At 68.8% G+C, this 18309-nt stretch carries 16 protein-coding genes; 11 read left to right on the forward strand and 5 right to left on the reverse strand.

Features of this window, described 5'->3' with window-relative positions; genetic code table 11:
* Positions 1–223: 223 nt before the first annotated feature.
* Both GT755_RS07850 and GT755_RS07855 read right to left on the reverse strand, forming a co-directional pair.
* Positions 224–1501, reverse strand: a complete 1278-nt coding sequence (locus GT755_RS07850; RefSeq protein WP_161479033.1) for a D-arabinono-1,4-lactone oxidase — start codon at positions 1499–1501, stop codon at positions 224–226.
* Complete coding sequence (locus GT755_RS07855) at positions 1498–2700, reverse strand: MFS transporter (protein WP_161479034.1); 1203 nt, start codon at positions 2698–2700, stop codon at positions 1498–1500. Before GT755_RS07855 ends, GT755_RS07850 begins: the two co-directional genes overlap by 4 nt.
* Positions 2701–2875: 175 nt before the next feature.
* On the opposite strand from GT755_RS07855, the gene GT755_RS41010 reads away from it, so the two are divergent.
* Positions 2876–4030, forward strand: coding sequence for a lytic transglycosylase domain-containing protein (locus tag GT755_RS41010; protein ID WP_161479035.1), 1155 nt, complete (start codon positions 2876–2878; stop codon positions 4028–4030).
* On the opposite strand, the gene GT755_RS07865 is transcribed toward GT755_RS41010, so the two are convergent.
* Positions 4021–4983, reverse strand: a complete 963-nt coding sequence (locus GT755_RS07865; protein WP_161479036.1) for a ferrochelatase — start codon at positions 4981–4983, stop codon at positions 4021–4023. The two genes, GT755_RS41010 and GT755_RS07865, sit on opposite strands and share 10 nt — an antisense overlap.
* A 30-nt stretch (positions 4984–5013) precedes the next feature.
* On the opposite strand from GT755_RS07865, the gene GT755_RS07870 reads away from it, so the two are divergent.
* The 5 genes from GT755_RS07870 (at position 5014) to GT755_RS07890 (ending at position 12566) form a co-directional block, all read left to right on the forward strand.
* On the forward strand, positions 5014–6939 hold the full coding sequence (locus tag GT755_RS07870) for a S9 family peptidase (RefSeq protein ID WP_161479037.1): 1926 nt from the start codon (positions 5014–5016) through the stop codon (positions 6937–6939).
* Positions 6940–7145: 206 nt separating this feature from the next.
* The gene (locus GT755_RS07875) at positions 7146–8312 is read left to right on the forward strand and encodes a DNA methyltransferase (RefSeq protein ID WP_202609755.1); all 1167 of its coding nucleotides are present in this window, start codon (positions 7146–7148) and stop codon (positions 8310–8312) included.
* A 6-nt stretch (positions 8313–8318) separates the two neighbouring features.
* A complete protein-coding gene (locus GT755_RS07880) occupies positions 8319–9443 on the forward strand; it encodes a hypothetical protein (protein WP_161479038.1) in 1125 nt (374 codons plus the stop codon).
* Positions 9440–11650, forward strand: a complete 2211-nt coding sequence (locus tag GT755_RS07885; RefSeq protein WP_161479039.1) for an ATP-binding protein — start codon at positions 9440–9442, stop codon at positions 11648–11650. Before GT755_RS07880 ends, GT755_RS07885 begins: the two co-directional genes overlap by 4 nt.
* Before the next feature lie 106 nt (positions 11651–11756).
* Complete coding sequence (locus GT755_RS07890) at positions 11757–12566, forward strand: inositol monophosphatase family protein (protein ID WP_161479040.1); 810 nt, start codon at positions 11757–11759, stop codon at positions 12564–12566.
* A gap of 129 nt (positions 12567–12695) precedes the next feature.
* On the opposite strand, the gene GT755_RS38465 is transcribed toward GT755_RS07890, so the two are convergent.
* Positions 12696–12860, reverse strand: coding sequence for a hypothetical protein (locus tag GT755_RS38465; RefSeq protein WP_169806295.1), 165 nt, complete (start codon positions 12858–12860; stop codon positions 12696–12698).
* Between the two features lie 192 nt (positions 12861–13052).
* Between GT755_RS38465 and GT755_RS07895 the strand changes: the two genes are divergently transcribed.
* The 5 genes from GT755_RS07895 (at position 13053) to GT755_RS07915 (ending at position 17944) form a co-directional block, all read left to right on the forward strand.
* On the forward strand, positions 13053–13706 hold the full coding sequence (locus GT755_RS07895; RefSeq protein WP_030454400.1) for a response regulator transcription factor: 654 nt from the start codon (positions 13053–13055) through the stop codon (positions 13704–13706).
* A gap of 59 nt (positions 13707–13765) precedes the next feature.
* Positions 13766–15058 (forward strand): sensor histidine kinase, encoded by a 1293-nt coding sequence (locus GT755_RS07900; protein WP_161479041.1) that lies wholly within the window; start codon positions 13766–13768, stop codon positions 15056–15058.
* A 233-nt stretch (positions 15059–15291) separates the two neighbouring features.
* On the forward strand, positions 15292–15591 hold the full coding sequence (locus GT755_RS07905; protein ID WP_161479042.1) for a DUF4193 domain-containing protein: 300 nt from the start codon (positions 15292–15294) through the stop codon (positions 15589–15591).
* Between the two features lie 19 nt (positions 15592–15610).
* On the forward strand, positions 15611–16408 hold the full coding sequence (locus GT755_RS07910) for a hypothetical protein (RefSeq protein ID WP_235966197.1): 798 nt from the start codon (positions 15611–15613) through the stop codon (positions 16406–16408).
* Positions 16409–16570: 162 nt separating this feature from the next.
* Entirely contained in the window at positions 16571–17944 is a 1374-nt protein-coding gene (locus tag GT755_RS07915) for an alpha,alpha-trehalose-phosphate synthase (UDP-forming) (RefSeq protein ID WP_161479043.1), read from the forward strand.
* Positions 17945–17982: 38 nt separating this feature from the next.
* Here GT755_RS07915 and GT755_RS07920 read toward each other — a convergent pair whose 3' ends face one another.
* Positions 17983–18282: a DUF4235 domain-containing protein gene (locus GT755_RS07920; RefSeq protein ID WP_161479044.1), complete on the reverse strand. Its 300-nt coding sequence runs from the start codon at positions 18280–18282 to the stop codon at positions 17983–17985.
* Positions 18283–18309 lie beyond the last annotated feature (27 nt).

The raw sequence follows: 18309 nt of genomic DNA on the forward strand, positions 1-18309 counted from the left end.
GAACATCGCCTTCTCCAGGGGCTGCGGAGGCGACATGAAGCCGGTCACATTCTTAGGCAGAGTAATGGCGCGAGCCACGGCCGGCCGTCGGCCGTCCGCGTCTCGCCTCGTCGCGTTCACCCTGCTATAGACAGGCTGGTTGAGCAAGCGATTCAGGGTCCTCCCCGGATTCTCGCGTGAGACGTGGCGGATGGAGGTGAACTTGGGTCAACTGCGCGGAGAACTAGGCGCCCAGGACACGGTCCAGGTAGGCGTTGGCGAAGAGGCGGTCCGGGTCGACCCGGTCACGTAGTGCGACGAAATCCCTGAAACGCGGATATACCTGGGAAAGATAGGTGGCATCCGTGTTGTGCAGCTTGCCCCAGTGGGGCCGCCCGTCCAGGCCGGTCATGATCTCCTCGACGGCGGCGAAGTAGCCGGGGTTCGGCGTGCGCCGGTAGACGTGGCAGGCGATGTACGCCGAGTCGCGGTCGTAGGCGGTCGAGAGCCAGGCCGTCGAGGGCGGCGTGACCCGCACCTCCACCGGGAACGAGATCCGCCACGGCGACCGCTCCATCAGGGCGCGCACCTCACGGAGGGCGTCGGCCAGATGGCGGCGCGGGATCGCCCACTCCGTCTCCAGGAACCGCACCTCGCGCACGCTGGTGAACACCCTGTACGCCGTGTCGGAGGTCTCCGACGTGCCGAGCACCATCCCGGAGAGCCGGTTGACCGGCGGGATGATCGACGGGAACCGCGCCCCGACCCGGTTGGCCGCCCCGAACAGGGTGTTCTCCACGAAGACGTCGTCGAGCCAGGTGCGGAACCGGCCCGGCGCGTGCTGCCCGCCGGCCGCCCGGTTGTTCCGCTTCACCAGGCACAGGTCGGTGTGGGGCAGCCAGAAGAAGTCGAGGTGCTCGTTCTCCAGCGTGAGCGTGTCGAGGGCGTCGAGGATCTGCTCGAACCGCATCGGCGAGCGCTGGTTGCGCAGCAGGAACGCCGGCTCGACCCGGAACGTCACCGCCGTCACGACGCCCAGCGCCCCCAGCCCGACCCGGGCCGCGTCGAACAGGTCGCCCTCGGAGACCGTCACGGCCGAGCCGTCGGCCAGCACGAGATCGAGCGCGGTCACCTGGTCGGCCAGCCCACCGACCGACCGGCCGCTGCCGTGGGTGCCGGTCTGGACGGCGCCCGCCACCGTCTGGAGCGTGATGTCGCCCATGTTGGCCAGCGCCAGCCCGCGCCGGTCGAGCTCGACGTTCAGCACGTGGATCGGGGTGCCGGCGGCCACGGTGACGGTGCCGTCGCCGAACGACAGGATCCCGGTCAGGCCCTCGGGCCGGAGCATGATCCCGTCGGTGAGGGCCACGCCCGTGAAGGAGTGGCCCGTGCCGATCATGCGGACCGTGCGGCCCTGGCGCTTGGCGTCGGTCACCGCCTCGGCGACCTCGGCGGGTGAACGGGGCGTGCGCGTCTCAGCCGGAGTGATCGACTGGTTGCCCGCCCAGTTCGTGAACGTCATGAATGTGAACGATACTCAGAAACGACCGGCGTGCGTAGCCATCCCGAGCCCAGCAGGCCCACGAGCGCGGCCAGCAGGGCGCAGCCGAAGGCGAAGCCGTAGGCGTTGGAGGCGCCGAAGGTCTCCGCCAGGTGGCCGCCCGCCCAGGCGCCGATGGCCACGCCGAACCCGATCGACGTCGACAACCACGACATGCCCTCGTTGAGCTGCGGCGCCGGGACCAGCCGCTCGATCAGCGAGAAGCCGGTGATCAGGGTGGGCGAGATGGCCAGGCCGGCGAAGAACAGCGCGACCGCCATCGGGGCCAGCTCGCCGATCAGCACGATCGGGGTCAGGCCGACGGCGAAGACACCCAGGCCGCGCACGAACCGGCTGCGGAGGGTGATCTTCCAGGCGCGGGAGCCGTACCAGAGACCCGAGACCATCGACCCGGCGCTGAAGGAGGCCAGCAGCAGCCCGGCCACGCCCTTGTGGCCGTGCTCCTCGGCGAAGGCCACGGTGACGATGTCGACCGTGCCGAACACGGCGCCCATGCCGAGCAGGACGACCGACAGTAGCGCCACACCCGGGATCGCGATCGGCGAGCCCCGGTGCTCCCGGTGCCGCACGACCGGCGGCTGGCTCGACTTGAGCAGCGAGAACGCCAGGGTGCCCGACACCGCCAGGACGACGGCGACGATCAGACCGGCGTACACGTTCAGCGACGTGGCCACCACCGCGGTGAAGGCCGGTCCGGTGACGAAGATGACCTCGTCGGCGACCGACTCGAACGAGAAGGCGGTGTGCAGCTTCGCCGGGTCGTCGAGCAGGTGCGACCAGCGCGCCCGCACCATCGACCCGAGCTGCACCGCCGTCGTGCCCGCCAGGGCGGCGGCGGCGAACAGCGCCCAGACCGGCGCCTCGGCCTGGGCCAGCAGCATCAGCGCGACCAGCGCGCCGCCGTGGGCCAGCACCGCGGGCACGACGATCCGCGCCTGCCCGAAACGGTCGCTCAGCCGCCCCATGACGGGCGCGCCGACGGCGGTGGCGAGAGCGAAGACGGCCGCGACGGCGCCCGCCGTCGCGATGGATCCGGTGACCGCCGAGACGAGCAGCGTGATCCCGATGCCCAGCATGGACATGGGGATGCGCCCGACGAAACCGGAGATGACGAAGCCCTTCGCACCTGGCGTGCGGAACAGACCTCGATACGTACGCATGAGAGCAGTCCTCTACCCGTTCCCAAGCGTCCGGGCGAACCGAAAAGACGGCTGCGGCCATGGGGGAATGGGATGGCACGCGGACGACTACTGCTTACTCCCCTTGAAACTCTTCTGACCATGGCTCACAGCCGATATGGATGGCAAGTGAGTTTCCGGTCGATAAGGTACCAACGTGAACCAGGCTCCCCGTCATCCCCGGTTCACGCCGCTCCGCGCCCTCGTGACCGGGCTCGCCGCGACCATCGTGGTGACGGTCGCCGCCGGCGGTGTGTTCCTCCTCAACGACACCGGCCGTCCCGTCGCCGGTGAGGCCGCACCGCCCCCGCCTTCGCCGACCGTTCTGCCCGGCCCCCTCGCGCCGTCGGCGCCGCCCCGGCAGATCGGCGGGCCCGGCGTCCCGGTCACCCCGCCGCAACTGCTCGGCATCGCGCCCCGGCCGGTGCCCCAGGAGACAGTGCTGCGCATCGCCAAGGTGAAACACGTCGAGAAGGTCGCCCTGGTGGGCGGCGGCGGGGTCCGGCTGTCGGGCCACCCGCTGCAGCTGCTCGCCGTCGAACCGGCCCAGTTCCGGTCGTGGACGCCCGAACCGGTCGCCCAGCATCCGGAGGTGTGGAGCGCCATCGCGCGCGGCGAGGTGGTCGCCGACCCGGCCGTCATGAAGCGGCTCGGCATGGTGCTCGGCAAGGAGTACCAGGTCGACAACGGCCCGCGCCTGCGCATCGCCGCCTCGGCCCACCTCGGCTTCCCCAACATCGACGGCCTGATCTCCAAGGACCTCGGCGCGCGGCTCGGCTTCTCCGAGGGCGTGGTCGTGCTCGTGCACGGCGACAACGTCAGCGGGACGCGGGTGCGCAAGCTGATGGGCGACGGCTCCAGCGTCGTGCCCATCGGGAAGGTCAAGGAGGAGGCGGCGCGGCAGCCCGCCGCCCGGACCACCCTCGTCGGCCGCCCGGCCAGCTACCTGGAGCTCTACCGGAAGGCGGTCGCCGTCTGCCCGGGGTTGTCGTGGACGGTCCTGGCCGCGATCGGCCAGGTCGAGAGCGGCCACGGGCGCAACAACGGCCCCTCGTCGGCCGGGGCCCTCGGGCCGATGCAATTCATGCCGGCCACCTGGCGGGCCTACGGCGTCGACGGCGACGGCGACGGGGTGGCCGACATCTGGAACGCCTACGACGCCGTGCCCGGCGCGGCCAACTACCTCTGCGCCACCGGCGCGGCCGGTGGCGGCGAGAGCCTCAGGAAGGCCGTGTGGGCCTACAACCACTCGTGGGACTACGTGAACAAGGTGCTGGGACTGGCCGGCGCCTACGCCCGCGCCTATCCCTGAGGGCGGGGGCGCGAGGGAGCCGGGCAGCAGGTGACCGGGCAGGCCGTCGGCTCGGGCTCGTTCACCAGGTCGCGGATCATCTCGACGAACCTCGGGTGGGTGCCGGCCGTGCCCGCGCGGGCCAGCCGCAGGCCCAGTTCGCCGGCCCGGTCGCGGGCCTCCACGTCGAGGTCGTAGAGCACCTCCATGTGGTCGGAGACGAACCCGATCGGCACCAGCACGACCGACTCGACCCCCTTGGCGTGGAGGGTCTCCAGGTGGTCGCACACGTCGGGCTCCAGCCACGGGATGTGCGGCGGCCCGCTGCGGCTCTGCCAGACCAGGTCGAAGTCGCTGGCCCCGACCTCGGCGGCGACCAGCGCGGAGGCCTCCCGGAGCTGGCGCTCGTAGGCGTTGCCCTGCGGCCCGGCCGAGACGGCCATCGACACCGGGATCGAGTGGGCCGTGAACACCAGCCGCGCGTCGCCGCCGACCTCGGCCAGGGCCGCGCGGGTGCGGTCGGCCATCGCGGCCACGAACCCCGGATGGTCGTAGAAGTGGCGCATCTTGACCAGCTCGGGCCCATCGGGCACCGCCGCGGCGGCCCGCGCGATGTCCTCGCGGTACTGGCGGCAGCTCGAGTAGGACGCCGTGGCCGCCGTCGCGAACGCCGCCGCCTTCCTGATCCCGTCGGCCTTCATCTGGGCGACGGTCTCCTCCAGGAAGGGGTGCCAGTTGCGGTTGCCCCAGTAGACCGGCAGGTCGACGATCTTGCGTAGCTCCTCGACCAGCGCCCGGTTCTGCGCGTTGATCGGGCTGGCCCCGCCCATCGACTGGTAGTGGGCCTCCACCTCCAGCAGCCGCTCGCGCGGCACACCCCGTCCGCGCACCACGTTCTCCAGGAACGGGAGCACGTCTTCCGGACGCTCGGGCCCGCCGAACGACAGCACGACGATCGCGTCGTAGTTCCCCATGTGCCCAGCTTAGGGGGGTAGGTTCGACGGATGAGCTCGATCTTCCAGGATGTGCGTGACTACGTCGCCGTCCCGCGGACGGCGTCGCTGCGACTCGCCCCCGACGGCTCCCGGCTGGTGGCCGTCACGCAGTCCCTGAACCCCGACCGCAAGAGCTACGGCACGGCGATCTACGACATCCCCCTCGACCCCTCCGGCGAGCCCACCCGGCTGACCCGGTCGGCGAAGGGAGAGAGCGGCGCCGTCTTCACCCCCGACGGCGACCTGCTCTTCGTGTCCGCCCGCCCGGACCCCGCCGAGAAGGACGCGGACGACCGGCCCGCCCTGTGGCTCCTGCCGAAGACCGGCGAGGCCCGCCGCCTGGCCACCCGCCCGGGAGGCGTCTCCGGCGTGCGGGCCGGCGGCTCCTCGATCGTGTACGTCGCCGACGTCTACCCCGGCGACCCCGAGTCCGAGCGCGACCGCCGCAAGGAACGCGAGGAGGCCGGCATCACCGCGATCCTCCACGAGGGCTACCCGGTCCGCTTCTGGGACCACGACCTCGGCCCCGGCAACCCCCGGCTGTTCTCGCTGGAGCACGGCGACCTGACCCCCGACGCGGGCGCCGCCCTGCAGCGCACCTCCTTCGACGTCACCCCCGACGGCACGACCGTCGTGGCGTTGTGGCGTGACGACCTGCCGGGCGGCGACCACCGCGTCCGCGTGGTCGGGCTGACCGCAGGCGAGCGCCGGGTCCTGGCGAGCGACGACGACCACAACTTCGAGGGCCCCGTCGTGATCTCGCCCGACGGCCGCTACATCGCCTGCCACCGCGAGCGCCTCACCTCCGAGACGGTGTCGGCCAGGGGCGAGCTCTGGCTGATCGACCTGGAGACCGGCGACCAGCGCGCCCTGGGCGACTCCGGCTACTCGATCGCCTGGGCCCCCGACTCCTCGTTCCTGTACGCCGCCTGCGACGACCGCGGCCGCCGCCCGATCTTCGCGGTGTCCCTCGACGGCGAGCGCCGCAGGGTCACCCCCGACCACGGCGCGTACACCGAGATCAACGTGGCCCCCGACGGCACGGTCTACGCCCTGCGCGGCGCCGTCGACCACCCGCCGGTGCCGGTCAAGCTGGCCGACGGCGGCTACGTCGTCCTGCCGTCGCCGACCCCGGTCCCCGACCTGCCCGGCACGCTCACCGAGATCACCGCCACCGCCGAAGACGGCACCGAGATCCACGCCTGGCTGGTGCTGCCCGCCTCCGACGAGCCCGCCCCGCTGCTCCTGTGGATCCACGGCGGCCCGCTCGGCAGCTGGAACGACTGGTCGTGGCGCTGGAACCCGTGGATCATGGCCGCCCGGGGCTACGCCGTCCTGCTGCCCGACCCCGCCATGTCGACCGGCTACGGCCAGCAGATGATCGACCGTGGCTGGGGTGAGTGGGGCCCGGTCACCCACGGCGACCTGATGGCCATCACCGACGCGGCGTGCAAGCTCCCCGAGATCGACGAGACCCGCACCGCCGCCATGGGGGGCTCCTTCGGCGGCTACATGGCCAACTGGGTGGCCGGCCACACTACGCGCTTCAAGGCGATCGTCACCCACGCCTCCCTGTGGAACCTCGACCAGTTCGCCGGCACGACCGACGTCTCCTCCTACTGGCAGCGCGAATTCGGCCTGCCCGGCTCGCCCCGCTACGAGCGCCTGTCGCCCCACCACCGGCTCGACCAGATCGCCACACCGATGCTGGTCATCCACGGAGACAAGGACTACCGCGTCCCGATCGGCGAGGCCCTGCGGTTGTGGTGGGACCTCCAGCGCACGGGGGCCGAGGCCAAGTTCCTGTACTTCCCGGACGAGAACCACTGGATCCTCAAGCCCGGCAACACGATCGCCTGGTACGAGACGATCTTCGCCTTCCTGGCCCACCACGTGCGGGGAGAGGAGTGGCACCGACCCGGCTCGGTGGCTTGACCGATGTCGTCCGACAGTTCGCGGGGCCCGTTCTGAGAGCCGGGCCCCGTCTTATTCGCGACGCATCAATGGGAAGCTCATACTCATACCCGGTTTTCTTTGGCGTGAAGCGTCAATAGCGGGAACTGTCGAATACATCCCGATCTCATATGTTCTCGCCGATCGAGGCTATGCTCGTGCGGATCCCGATTTGTATGATCCAGCACATGCCGGTAGCGGTGGACATGAAAGCGTGGCCGGAAGACTGGCTTCGCCTGAATGCGGTTTGCCCCTACTACACGATGTTCCCGCTGGATTTCCCGCTCCAGCAGATGACGAAGTATTCCGACGCGAGGCGGGTCCTCGATCCTTTCTGCGGCCGGGGCACCACTCTGTACGCCGCGCGATTGGCCGGCCGGTCAGCCGTCGGGATCGATGTCAATCCCGTCGCAGGCGCCATCGCCCAGGCGAAACTCGCCCGCGTGGGACCCTCGTCAGTGGTCCGCCTGGCCCGGGATCTCATCAGGGAATACGGCGACGCTTCCGTCCCCAAGGGCGATTTCTGGGACTGGGCCTTCCACGACCAGACACTCCGGGAACTGGCCGCTCTTCGTGAGGGGCTGCTGCGGTGGCAGGACACCGCCACTTCGGTGATGCTCCGCGCCCTGATTCTCGGCGTTCTCCACGGGCCCAGAAACAAGGGGCTGCCCTCGTATCTGTCCAATCAGATGCCGAGGACGTATGCCTCGAAGCCCGCCTATGCGGTGCGGTTCTGGCGTGAGCGCGATTTGCGTCCCGTGCACATCGATCCGGTCGAAGTCGTGGCACGCAGGGCAGAGCGGATGTTACGCAACCTTCCGCCGCGCACCGGCGGACGGGTGCTGCTCGGGGACGCGGCCACGACCGTGGCCCGGTTGAGGCGGCGTTTCGACCTCGTGGTGACGTCGCCCCCCTACTACGGGATGCGGACCTACGTCCCCGATCAGTGGCTCAGGAACTGGTTCCTGGGCGGTCCGCCGAACGTGCCGTACGGAACGGAGGGCCAGCTCGCCACAAAGAGGAGCCAGGCCGCGTTCGTCTCTGCGATGGCCGAGGTCTGGCGTGCGGTCGCGGAACGCTGCTCACCTGGAGCGCATCTGGTGGTCCGGTTCGGGGCACTGCCGTCCGCCGGAGTCTCACCCGAGAAGATGCTGCTCGCCTCGTTGACGGAGGCAGGGGCCGGGTGGCTCGTGCGGGATGTGCGCCCCGCGGGTGCGGCCATAGGCTCCCGCAGGCAAGCCGAACAGTTCAACCGGAAACAGCGGATGGGACCGGCCGTCGGCGATATCGACGTCACCGCCGAATTGATTCGAAGACAGCGCGTCGGGAATTCGGCGACGTCGAGGCGCGGGTGATCGACGATGTTCGATTTCGACCGACTCCCGGTGCTGAAAGAGTTGATCCGTAACGCCACCTTCGGTGACGCCAATCTCCTCCAAGAGGTGATGGACGACGTCGCCCTGCTCAAACAGAACGTCAGCACCATCCAGCCGCGGAACACCAACCGGATCTCCCTGGTGGCCTCCGACGGGGGAAACAACAGGCTGGTGTTCAACCCCTTCTCGCTTCAGGTCGTGCGAGTCGTGGACACCTTCGGCCAGGAACTGGTCCTGGACGTCATCTCCCCGTCGAGTGACACGACCACGCTCGGACAGCGCCACCTGGATGAGGGCACACCCCTGGGCCGGCTGATGAGTGATCTGAATGTCACCTCGCTGGCCGATCTGAGCCCGATGATCCCCGCAAGACCGAAATCGCAGTCATGGCCCTTGGTATTCCGGGATCTCTGCGAGTGGGCGGCGCTGTATGACCTCATCACCAGACAGACATGGGGTGGCGACACCCTGATCGTCAGGGACGGTCTCCTCCGCGCCAAGATCTTCCGGGATGACCTCTTCGTTCAGATGTACAAGAAGATCAAGGGGGCGATAGAGGCCACGAGGAAAACGCGCAGAAGAGAGATCTTCCTCGTGGGCATCGCGAAGCGTTCGCGGGTGATCGAAAGATATCGGCTGGCAATGGCCGTTCAGAACGTCTTCAAATCCGGCTACGCCTGCTATGCCCCGGTGCCGACCTCGCTCCAGAGCAAGGTTTACGAATGGGACGAGTACGTTCGTTCTCCCGAGGACGCAGACGACGGCAAGGAGAACCCGAAGTTCAACATGGGCGCCATGCACCTGGTCAGGTTCGGCGACCGTTCCGGAGACCCGGTGTGGACCGTCGACATCCTGCACTGCGAGGCCGACCGGGCCCAGCAGGTGTTCGGCTCTCTGCTCGACGACGCGCAGAAGGGCTTTCCCGTCCCCTTCTATCCCCACTGCCTGCAGGAGGCCGATCGGCACGCGCAGGTGGTCGATCTGGATCTGGCGATCCTTCAAACCTCGCTTGAGGAGGCCGTTCGTGAGCAGATCGCCGCTGATCGGCGGCACGTCTTTGACGCACAGCGCCTCGCCGCCGTCGACCCGGCAGCGGTGAGGTATCAATGACCCTCTTCGAGAAGCAGAACGTGGTCGGAACCTTCCTCGGTTTCTCGGAGGGAGGGCTGGAGTTCCACGCCGACCTCATCCTGCCGTACCGCAATGACTTCCAGTCGTCGCCCATGCACGGTCAGTTCATCATCGTGGGATTGGAGAACGACACGGAAGCGGTCCTCGGCCGGATCACGACGATCTCCGCGCAGGGCCGCCTTGTCTCCGGAACCGGAGAGGACTACGCGTTACGGCAGCAGCGCGAAGACCGCGCCATTCCGGAGGACCTGCGGGAGCAGTACCTCAAATACCGAGTGGACATTCGTATTCTCGGCGTCCTCCGGAGCGGGGGAGCCGGGAAAGCGCCGATGTTCGTCCCCTCCCACCGCAGGCTTCCGCACGTGGGGGCGAAGGTCGCCTTCCTGTCGGAGCAACTGCTCCTTCACGTGGCCGGTGCCACCGGCGGAGGTGACGGGGCGGCCGAACTCGGGTTTCTCGCTTTCGGCGAGTTCGTCTTCGCCGGCGACGACCTGCGAGTGGGCGATGTCGAGTGGCTGGAGGTGCGCAGCCCGAAGATCATTCCCCGCTTCAACGTCAACCAGTTGGTCAGCCGGCGGTCCTTCGTCTTCGCTCGCGCGGGATTCGGCAAGTCGAACCTCGTGAAGATGCAGTTCTCGAATCTGTACGGCCGCCCCGCACCGCCCACCACGACGAAGCGTGACCGTGTGGTCCCCGTCGGCACCGTGATCTTCGATCCCGACGGGGAGTACTACTGGCCCGACGACAAGGGCAGGCCGGGTCTCTGTGACGTCCCCGGGCTTCGGGACCGACTGGTCGTCTTCACCGACAAGGAAGGCGACAGCGCCTTCTACCGGTCCTTCATCGTGGACAAGGTCAAACTCAACATCAAGGAGCTCCAGGCCGCCAAGGTCGTCTCTCTCGTAATTCCGGCCGAACGTCAGGACCAGCAGAACGTCGCCAAGCTCAGGCAGTTGCGACCAGAGGTGTGGGCGAGGCTGGTCGACCAGGTATGGCGTGAGAAGGGAGGCACCGACCTTCGCCACATCTACAGCGCTCTGGACCTCCGAGACGACGGCAGTCAAGACGCGGAGGCGCTCGCGGCACGCGCCAACATGGTGCGGATCGTCAATACGCTCCACGATCCTTCGAGCCAGCTCCTGCAGGCACTCGTCAGGGCTCTGTCCGACGGCAAGCTCTGTGTGGTCGACATCTCGCAGATGCGCGGATCGCAGGGGCTGGCGCTGGCCGGCGTCATCCTCCAGCACATCTTTGAACACAACCAGTCGGAGTTCACCAAGAAGGACTCCCGGAGCATTCCGACGATCGCGGTCATCGAAGAGGCGCAGTCGGTCTTGAGCCCCGCGGCGGCCCAGGGCGAGGGTCCCTTCGTGTCGTGGGTCAAGGAAGGACGGAAGTACGATCTCGGCGCGGTCTTGATCACGCAGCAGCCGGCCAGCATCCCGCCGGAAATCCTTTCCCAAGGGGACAACTGGTTTCTCTTCCATTTGCTCTCCGAAGGAGATCTTCGTGCGGCCAAGAAGGCGAACGCGCATTTCTCTGACGACCTGCTGTCGTCTCTGCTGAACGAGCCGATTCCCGGCCACGGGATCTTCTGGTCCAGTGCCGGAATCACGCCCTACCCGATTCCCATCCGCGCGATGCTCTTCGAGAGCATGGTGAAGCTCGCCGACCCGAACTATGACCGTGACGGGCTCGACTGCTACGCCTCCCGGCTGAGAAGGGAGCTCCAGCAGGCCGTTCACGATGCGGTCGAAGCGGTCGGCGGCACCGGAGTCACCGTCGCGAACCGGCTGGACACCATGGAGACGTTCGCGTACGCGGCCATTCGGCGACTGGCCGAAAACGCCGAATTCCAGGACCGGGTACGAACTGACCGAGGGTTTCCGTGGGGCGCCATCATGGAGATTCTCGCGGCGGCCCTCCCCACCACTTTGGGCGAAGACCGAAAGGACTACATTCGACGGCAGCGGTTGGACCAACGGGCCTTGGTGGAAATCCTCGGACCCCAGGACGTCGCGTGGATCGCCGAAAAGCGTCCCCGAGCGAACAACCCAAAAGTCCAGACGACATGGGTGAGGGCGACAGCCGACGCCCGCTCGCGCCAGGACGGGGCTCCCCGGCCGCCCGATGACTGGGTGCCGGACGACCGCTACGCGCCTCCTCCCGAGGAAACGCTCTTCTAGCGCCGGCATGGTCGAGTGATCAATCGGCCCGCGGAGGCCACCTGACGTGGCCTGGTCGTCGTCGGCTCGAAACGACCTGTCCGGCGGGCCTCGATAGCCTTGGCGCATGCCGCTCAACCCGGACAAGTTCCTCGATCTCGCCCGGAGCATCGCGATCGAGGCGGGCGACCTGCTCCTCGCCGAACGCGCCGCGCTCTCGGCCCGCCCCGAAGTGGTGGAGACCAAGTCGAGCCCCACCGACGTCGTGACCGCCCTCGACCGCGCCGCCGAGGACCTGATCCGGGCCCGGATCACAGAGAACCGCCCCGACGACGCGATCCTCGGGGAGGAGGGCGGCGACACCCCCGGCGCGGGCGACGCGCGCTGGGTCGTCGACCCCATCGACGGGACGGTCAACTTCCTCTACGGGCTGCCCGCCTGGGCGGTGTCGATCGCCGTCGAGGTCGACGGGGAGATCGTGGCCGGGGTGGTCAACGTGCCGCCGATGGGTGAGGTCTTCACCGCCGTGCGCGGCGGCGGGGCCTTCCTCAACGACCGGCCGATCACCTGCTCGACCGGGGTGCCGCTCGACCGGGCGCTGGTCGCGACCGGCTTCGGGTACGCCGCCGGGCGGCGGGCCGTCCAGGCCCAGGTGCTGGCCGAGGTGCTGCCGCGGGTGCGGGACATCCGCCGGGGCGGTTCGTGCGCGGTCGACCTGTGCTCGGTGGCGGCCGGGCGGGTGGACGCCTACTACGAGCGCGGCACCAACTACTGGGACCACGCCGCCGGCGGGCTGATCGCCCAGGAGGCGGGCGCGAAGGTCGGCGGGCTGCGCGGGACGGCGTACAACATCGAACTGGGCCTGGCCGCCGCGCCTGAGTTGTTCGGCCAGCTCCACGACCTGCTGCTGACACTCGACCCGGAACGAGACCTCTGAGAAAGACGGACCCCGCCCGGCCTGTCGGCCGGGCGGGGTCGTGTCTGTCGGGCAGATTCAAAACGCGGACCCCGCCCGGCCTGTCGGCCGGGCGGGGTCCGCTGCTGCTCGGAGTTCAGCCTGGGTCAGTCAGCGCTGAAGAGGGATGCCGTGGTCGTCGGCCAGCCTCCGAAGATCTTCGATCTCGGCGGTGAGGGTGTCGGCGAGGAAATCGTCACCGGACGACTCGGCCTCCTGGAGTCCCTTGTAGGCCTGGTCGAGCCGGGTTTCGATCGTGGTCGTGAACTCGCCCATCTCACCTTCTTTCCTAAGGGGGTTTCATCGAGCCGACGCGGAAGCGGACGCGCAGGCTCGGGGGTATGACCACCTCTACCCACCCCCCTTAAACGCCTAAACATGGAAATTCCTCCATCTCGGGATGAGGCTTACCGTGCACTTACGGTCACTGCCGCGAGAATGAACCCACCTGATGAAGGAGGAAGCCCGATGCGGGTGCTTGTGGTGGAGGACGAGCGCGTGCTCGCCGACGCGATCGCGACCGGTCTGCGCCGGGAGGCGATGGCCGTCGACGTGGCCTATGACGGCGCCGCGGCCCTCGAGAAGACGGGCTACATCGACTACGACGTGATCGTGCTCGACCGTGACCTGCCGAAGGTCCACGGCGACGAGGTGGCCCGGCGCCTGGTGGCGCAGCGCAGCGCCTCGCGGATCATCATGCTGACCGCCAGCGGCGACGTCGACGACAAGGTCGAGGGCCTGGAGCTGGGGGCCGACGACTACCTCGCCAAGCCGTTCGTGTTCATGGAGCTGGTGGCGCGGGTGCGGGCGCTCGGACGCCGGTCGGCCTCCGCCCTGCCGCCGGTGCTGGAGCGCTCGGGCATCCGGCTCGACCCCGGCAAGCGACTGGTCACCCGTGACGGCAGTGAGATCACGTTGACCAAGAAGGAGTTCGCCGTCCTGGAGGAGCTGCTGCGCGCCGAGGGGGCCGTGGTCAGCCAGGAGGACCTGCTCGACAAGGCGTGGGACGAGAACATCGACCCGTTCACCAACGTGGTCCGGGTGACGATGATGACGCTGCGGAAGAAGCTGGGCGAGCCCCAGGTGATCGAGACGGTGCCTGGAGTGGGGTACAAGCTGTGACCGACTGGACCGAACGCAAAGAAGAGGTGACCGCGGAGCGTCCCAAGCCAGGTAACCGGATGACGTCGCCGGTGGGCACCGGGCCCTACCGGAGCCAGCCGCCGCCGCCGAGCGGCCCGCCCGCCTGGGACGGCCCGCCGCCCGGCGAGGCCCGGCCGGTCAGGCAGCCGCTCGCCGAGCAGGTCAAGGAGCTGGCCGGCCGCCTCAGCATCCGCTGGCGGCTGACCATCACCTACGGCGCCATGTTCTTCGCCGCCGGGGCGCTCCTGGTGTTCGTCATGTACTCGCTGGTCGGCTGGGCCATCAAGGACGCCTGGACGCCGGTGCCGCTGGGCGGCGACGTGCCGGCGGAGATCTCCCAGATCTGGGACGACTACTGGCTCGGCCAGCGCAGCGCGACCATCGAGGCGGCCCAGACCTACGTGCTCCAGCGGTCGCTGATGGCCCTGCTCGGGGTGGGCATCCTGGCCCTCATCCTCGGCTACGTCGTGGCCGACCGGGCGCTGAAGCCGGTCATGCAGATGACCGCGACCGCCCGCAAGCTCTCGGAGACCTCGCTGGCCCACGAGCGCATCGACCTCCAGGGCCCCGACGACGAGCTGAAGGAGCTGGCCGACACCTTCGACGCCATGCTCACCCGGCTCAACAGCGCCTTCGACGCCCAGCGGCGGTTCGTCGGCAACGCCTCCCACGAGTTGCGCACGCCCCTGGCGATCAACCGGACCGTCCTGGAGGTGGCCCTCTCCGACCCGGAGGCCTCCGAGGACCTGAAGGTGCTCGGCCGGACCCTGCTCGGCACCAACGCCCGGCACGAACGTCTCATCGAGGGCCTGCTGCTGCTCGCCCGCAGCGAACGCGATCTGTCGGTGCGCAAGGCCGTCGACGTCCAGGACGTCGTGAAGACCGCCGTCGACCAGCTCGCGCCGTTCGCCGCCGAGGAGGGCGTCGACGTCGAGTACGACCTCCATCCCGCCCAGGCCACCGGCGATCCGGTGCTGCTCGAACGGTGCGTCAGCAACCTGGTAGAGAACGCGGTCAAGTACAACAACGGGTCCGGCGGAAAAGTCTGGGTGCGATCGGGAATCGTCGACGGGGCCTCCGTTGTTCAGGTCGCCAACACCGGCATTCTGGTCCCTGCCTACGAGGTCGACGCGCTCTTCGAGCCCTTCCGGCGGCTGCACGCCGACCGGATCGAGTCGGCCAAGGGGGCGGGACTGGGACTGTCCATCGTGCGCGCCATCGTGCGCGCCCACGGGGGGACGGTCACGGCGGTCCCGCGTGACGGCGGCGGCCTCGTGGTGACGGTGCGACTGCCGGGCTCGGCTCCCGCGACGACTCCCTCGGCGCGGTGATCGTGCCCTGCTGCACATCCACTCGCGCAATGTGGTTGGATGTGCCGTCGAACGCGGTGGGTCATCCCGCCAATGCTGTGGTTTCGCCATATTTGGCTAACCGGAGCCGAGGTGGGGAACACCCTCGCGAGTCGGGAGGTTCAGCGTCCATTCATCCGGGGTACCGAATGCCCGGTATGGGCGCCACCCTCCCGAAGCGTCAGAGATATAGATGAGGGGGATGGAGTACGCAAATGGCTACCGACTACGACAGCCCGCGCAAGACTGACGACGACCTGAGCGAAGACAGCCTTCAGGAACTCCAGGCGCGGCGCAGCGACAAGTCGTCGGGCAGCATCGACATCGACGAGACCGATCTGGCCGAGTCGCTCGAGCTGCCGGGGGCTGACCTGTCGAACGAGGAGCTCTCGCTCCGAGTGATCCCTCGGCAGGCCGACGAGTTCACCTGTTCACGGTGCTTCCTGGTGCACCACCGCAGCCAGCTCGCCTCCGAGAGGAACGGACAGCAGGTCTGCCGCGAGTGCGCGGCCTGATTCCGGGAAGGGTCCGTTGATGTCTTCAGAAGCGGATCAGACCAGAGATCAGAGTAGAGATCGCGAAGGCGACGACGAAGTCGCCGAGATCATCGGCAAGCTTGTCAGCCAGGATGCACCGGGGGAAACTGACGGCGCCGAGCGGCGCAGGCTGCTCGGCCGCCTCAGCGGCGTACTGGCCACGTCCGCCCGCAAGGCGGGCGCCAGCGGGGTCGGCCGCGGCCGCTGGCTGGCCGACCTGTTCATGAACGTCGCCATGCGGCTGCCGATCCGCGACCTGGCGACCCTGCAGGAACACCACTACGGTCTCACCGGCGAGCAGTTGGCCGACGACCTCGTCCGCACCGCGACGAAGGCCACGATGGCCGTCGGCGCCGTGGGCGGCGCCCTTGCCGCGGCGGAGTTCGCCGCGCCCCCTCTCCTCCTCTCCGCTCCGGCGCAACTCGTCGCCGAGACCGTCGTCGTGGCCGCCATCGAGGTCAAGCTGCTGGCCGAGCTCCACGAGGTCTACGGCGTGCAGGTGCCCGGCACCCGGCCCGCGCAGGCGGCGCAGTTCGCCATCGCCTGGTCCAAGCAGCGCGGGGTCGACCCCCTGAAGCCCGCGTCGGTCACGCTCGCCCTCGGGGCGGCGGCCAAGACCTCGCTGCGCAACCGGCTCATGCGGACCCTCGGCCGCCACCTCACCACCCTCGGCCCCTTCCTCACCGGCGCCGTCGCCGGAGGGGCGCTCAACCGGCTCGCCACCAAGCGGCTGGCCCAGGCCGTGCGCACCGATCTGCGCCGTCAGCGTGGTCTTCCCCCCGCTCCGCAGAGCTGATATCAAACCGTTACCCCCTGGTCTAAACCATTCGGTAACAGGTCACGACCTGCGGGAGATCATTCTCACACTTGACGTAATGAATTGTGCACGTCGTTGGGGGTATGGGCGGTTCCGGGGACCTTACGTATGGTTGTTCGTAAGGCGATAACTGGAGGGCTCATGCGTGGCACCAGCTCGTTCCTGATCGTCGCGAACCGGTTGCCGGTCGACCGTGTGGGCGAAAAACAATGGCGTCGCAGTCCCGGCGGCCTCGTGACCGCGATCGCTCCGGTGATGCAGCGGAGAGACGGGGCGTGGCTGGGCTGGCACGGCGCGGCCGGAGAGGAACTCAAGCCGTTCGACCACGACGGGATGCACCTCATTCCCGTGCCGTTGTCGCAGCTCGAGGTCGAGTTCTACTACGAGGGATTCTCCAACGCCACGCTGTGGCCCCTCTATCACGACGTCGTCGCCACCCCCGTCTACTCGCGGGTGCTCTGGGACGCCTACCGGGCGGTGAACGACCGGTTCGCGCGGGCGGCGGCCGACGCGGCGGCCCCCGGGGCGGTCGTGTGGATCCAGGACTACCAGCTTCAGCTCGTGCCGGCGATGTTGCGCAAGCTGCGGCCCGACCTGAAGATCGGCTTCTTCCTGCACATCCCCTTCCCGCCCGCCGAACTGTTCTGGCAGCTTCCCTGGCGCAAGGAGATCCTCGAAGGCCTGCTCGGCGCCGACCTCGTCGGCTTCCAGCGCCCCGGCGGCGCCTCCAACTTCGTCCGGCTCGCCCGGCGGGTGCTCAACCTGCCGGCCAGCCGCAACGAGATCCAGGTCGACGACCGGATCGTGCGCGCCGAGGCCTACCCGATATCGGTGGACTTCGGGTCTCTCGACCAGCTCGTCCGCGAACCCCACATCATGACGCGGGCCAAGGAGATCCGGGCCGAGCTCGGCAACCCCGACCACGTGCTGCTGGGCGTCGACCGGCTCGACTACACCAAGGGCATCGGCCAGCGCCTCAAGGCCTACGGCGAGCTGCTGGCCGAGGGCCGGATCGAGCCGGGCGAGGCGGTGTTCGTGCAGATCGCCACGCCCACCCGGGAACGGGTCGAGGAGTACATCCGGCTGCGCAACGACATCGAGCTCCAGGTCGGCCGCCTCAACGGGGAGTACGGCCTGTTCGGCTGGTCGCCGATCAACTACATGCACCAGTCGTACAACAGGGAGGAACTGGCGGCCCTGTACTGCGCGGCCGACGTGATGGTCGTGACGCCGCTGCGCGACGGCATGAACCTGGTCGCCAAGGAGTACGTCGCCTGCCGCCACGACCTGCGCGGCGCCCTGGTGCTGAGCGAGTTCGCCGGAGCCGCCGACGAGCTCAAGCACGCCTACATGGTCAACCCCTACGACATCGACGGCATGAAGCGGGCCATGATGACCGCCATGCACGAGCCGCCCCACGAGCTGGGCCGGCGGATGCGCTCCCTCCGCCGCCGCGTCGCCACCCACGACGTCGACCGCTGGGCCAGCGACTTCCTCAAGGACCTGGAGGCGTGAGCGAACCCTGGCCGGCCGGCGACCGACCAGGGTGAGCCTCAGTCCTTGATCTCCTCCGCGACGTCCCGGGCCATGTCCTTCCAGTTCTTCCAGCGCTTCGCCGCGGCCCTGGTGGCGACGATGCGGGTGACCTCCATGCCCAGGCCCATCACGACCGCGTAGGCGATGGCCTCGCCGAGGCTCACGTCGGGGGAGTCGACGCTGGCCGGGGGCTTCCTGCCGGTGGCCTTCTCCCAGGCGAAGGACAGGGCCTTCTTGGCGACGAAACCGACGGCCAGCCCCACCAGGCCGCCGACGATGCGCCACTGCATGTCCGGTTTCTCTTCCTTACCCGCCATGATCCCTCCTCGGTATCGACCTTATTC

It is taken from the genome of Herbidospora solisilvae (genome assembly GCF_009901565.1).
GTDB lineage: Bacteria > Actinomycetota > Actinomycetes > Streptosporangiales > Streptosporangiaceae > Herbidospora > Herbidospora solisilvae.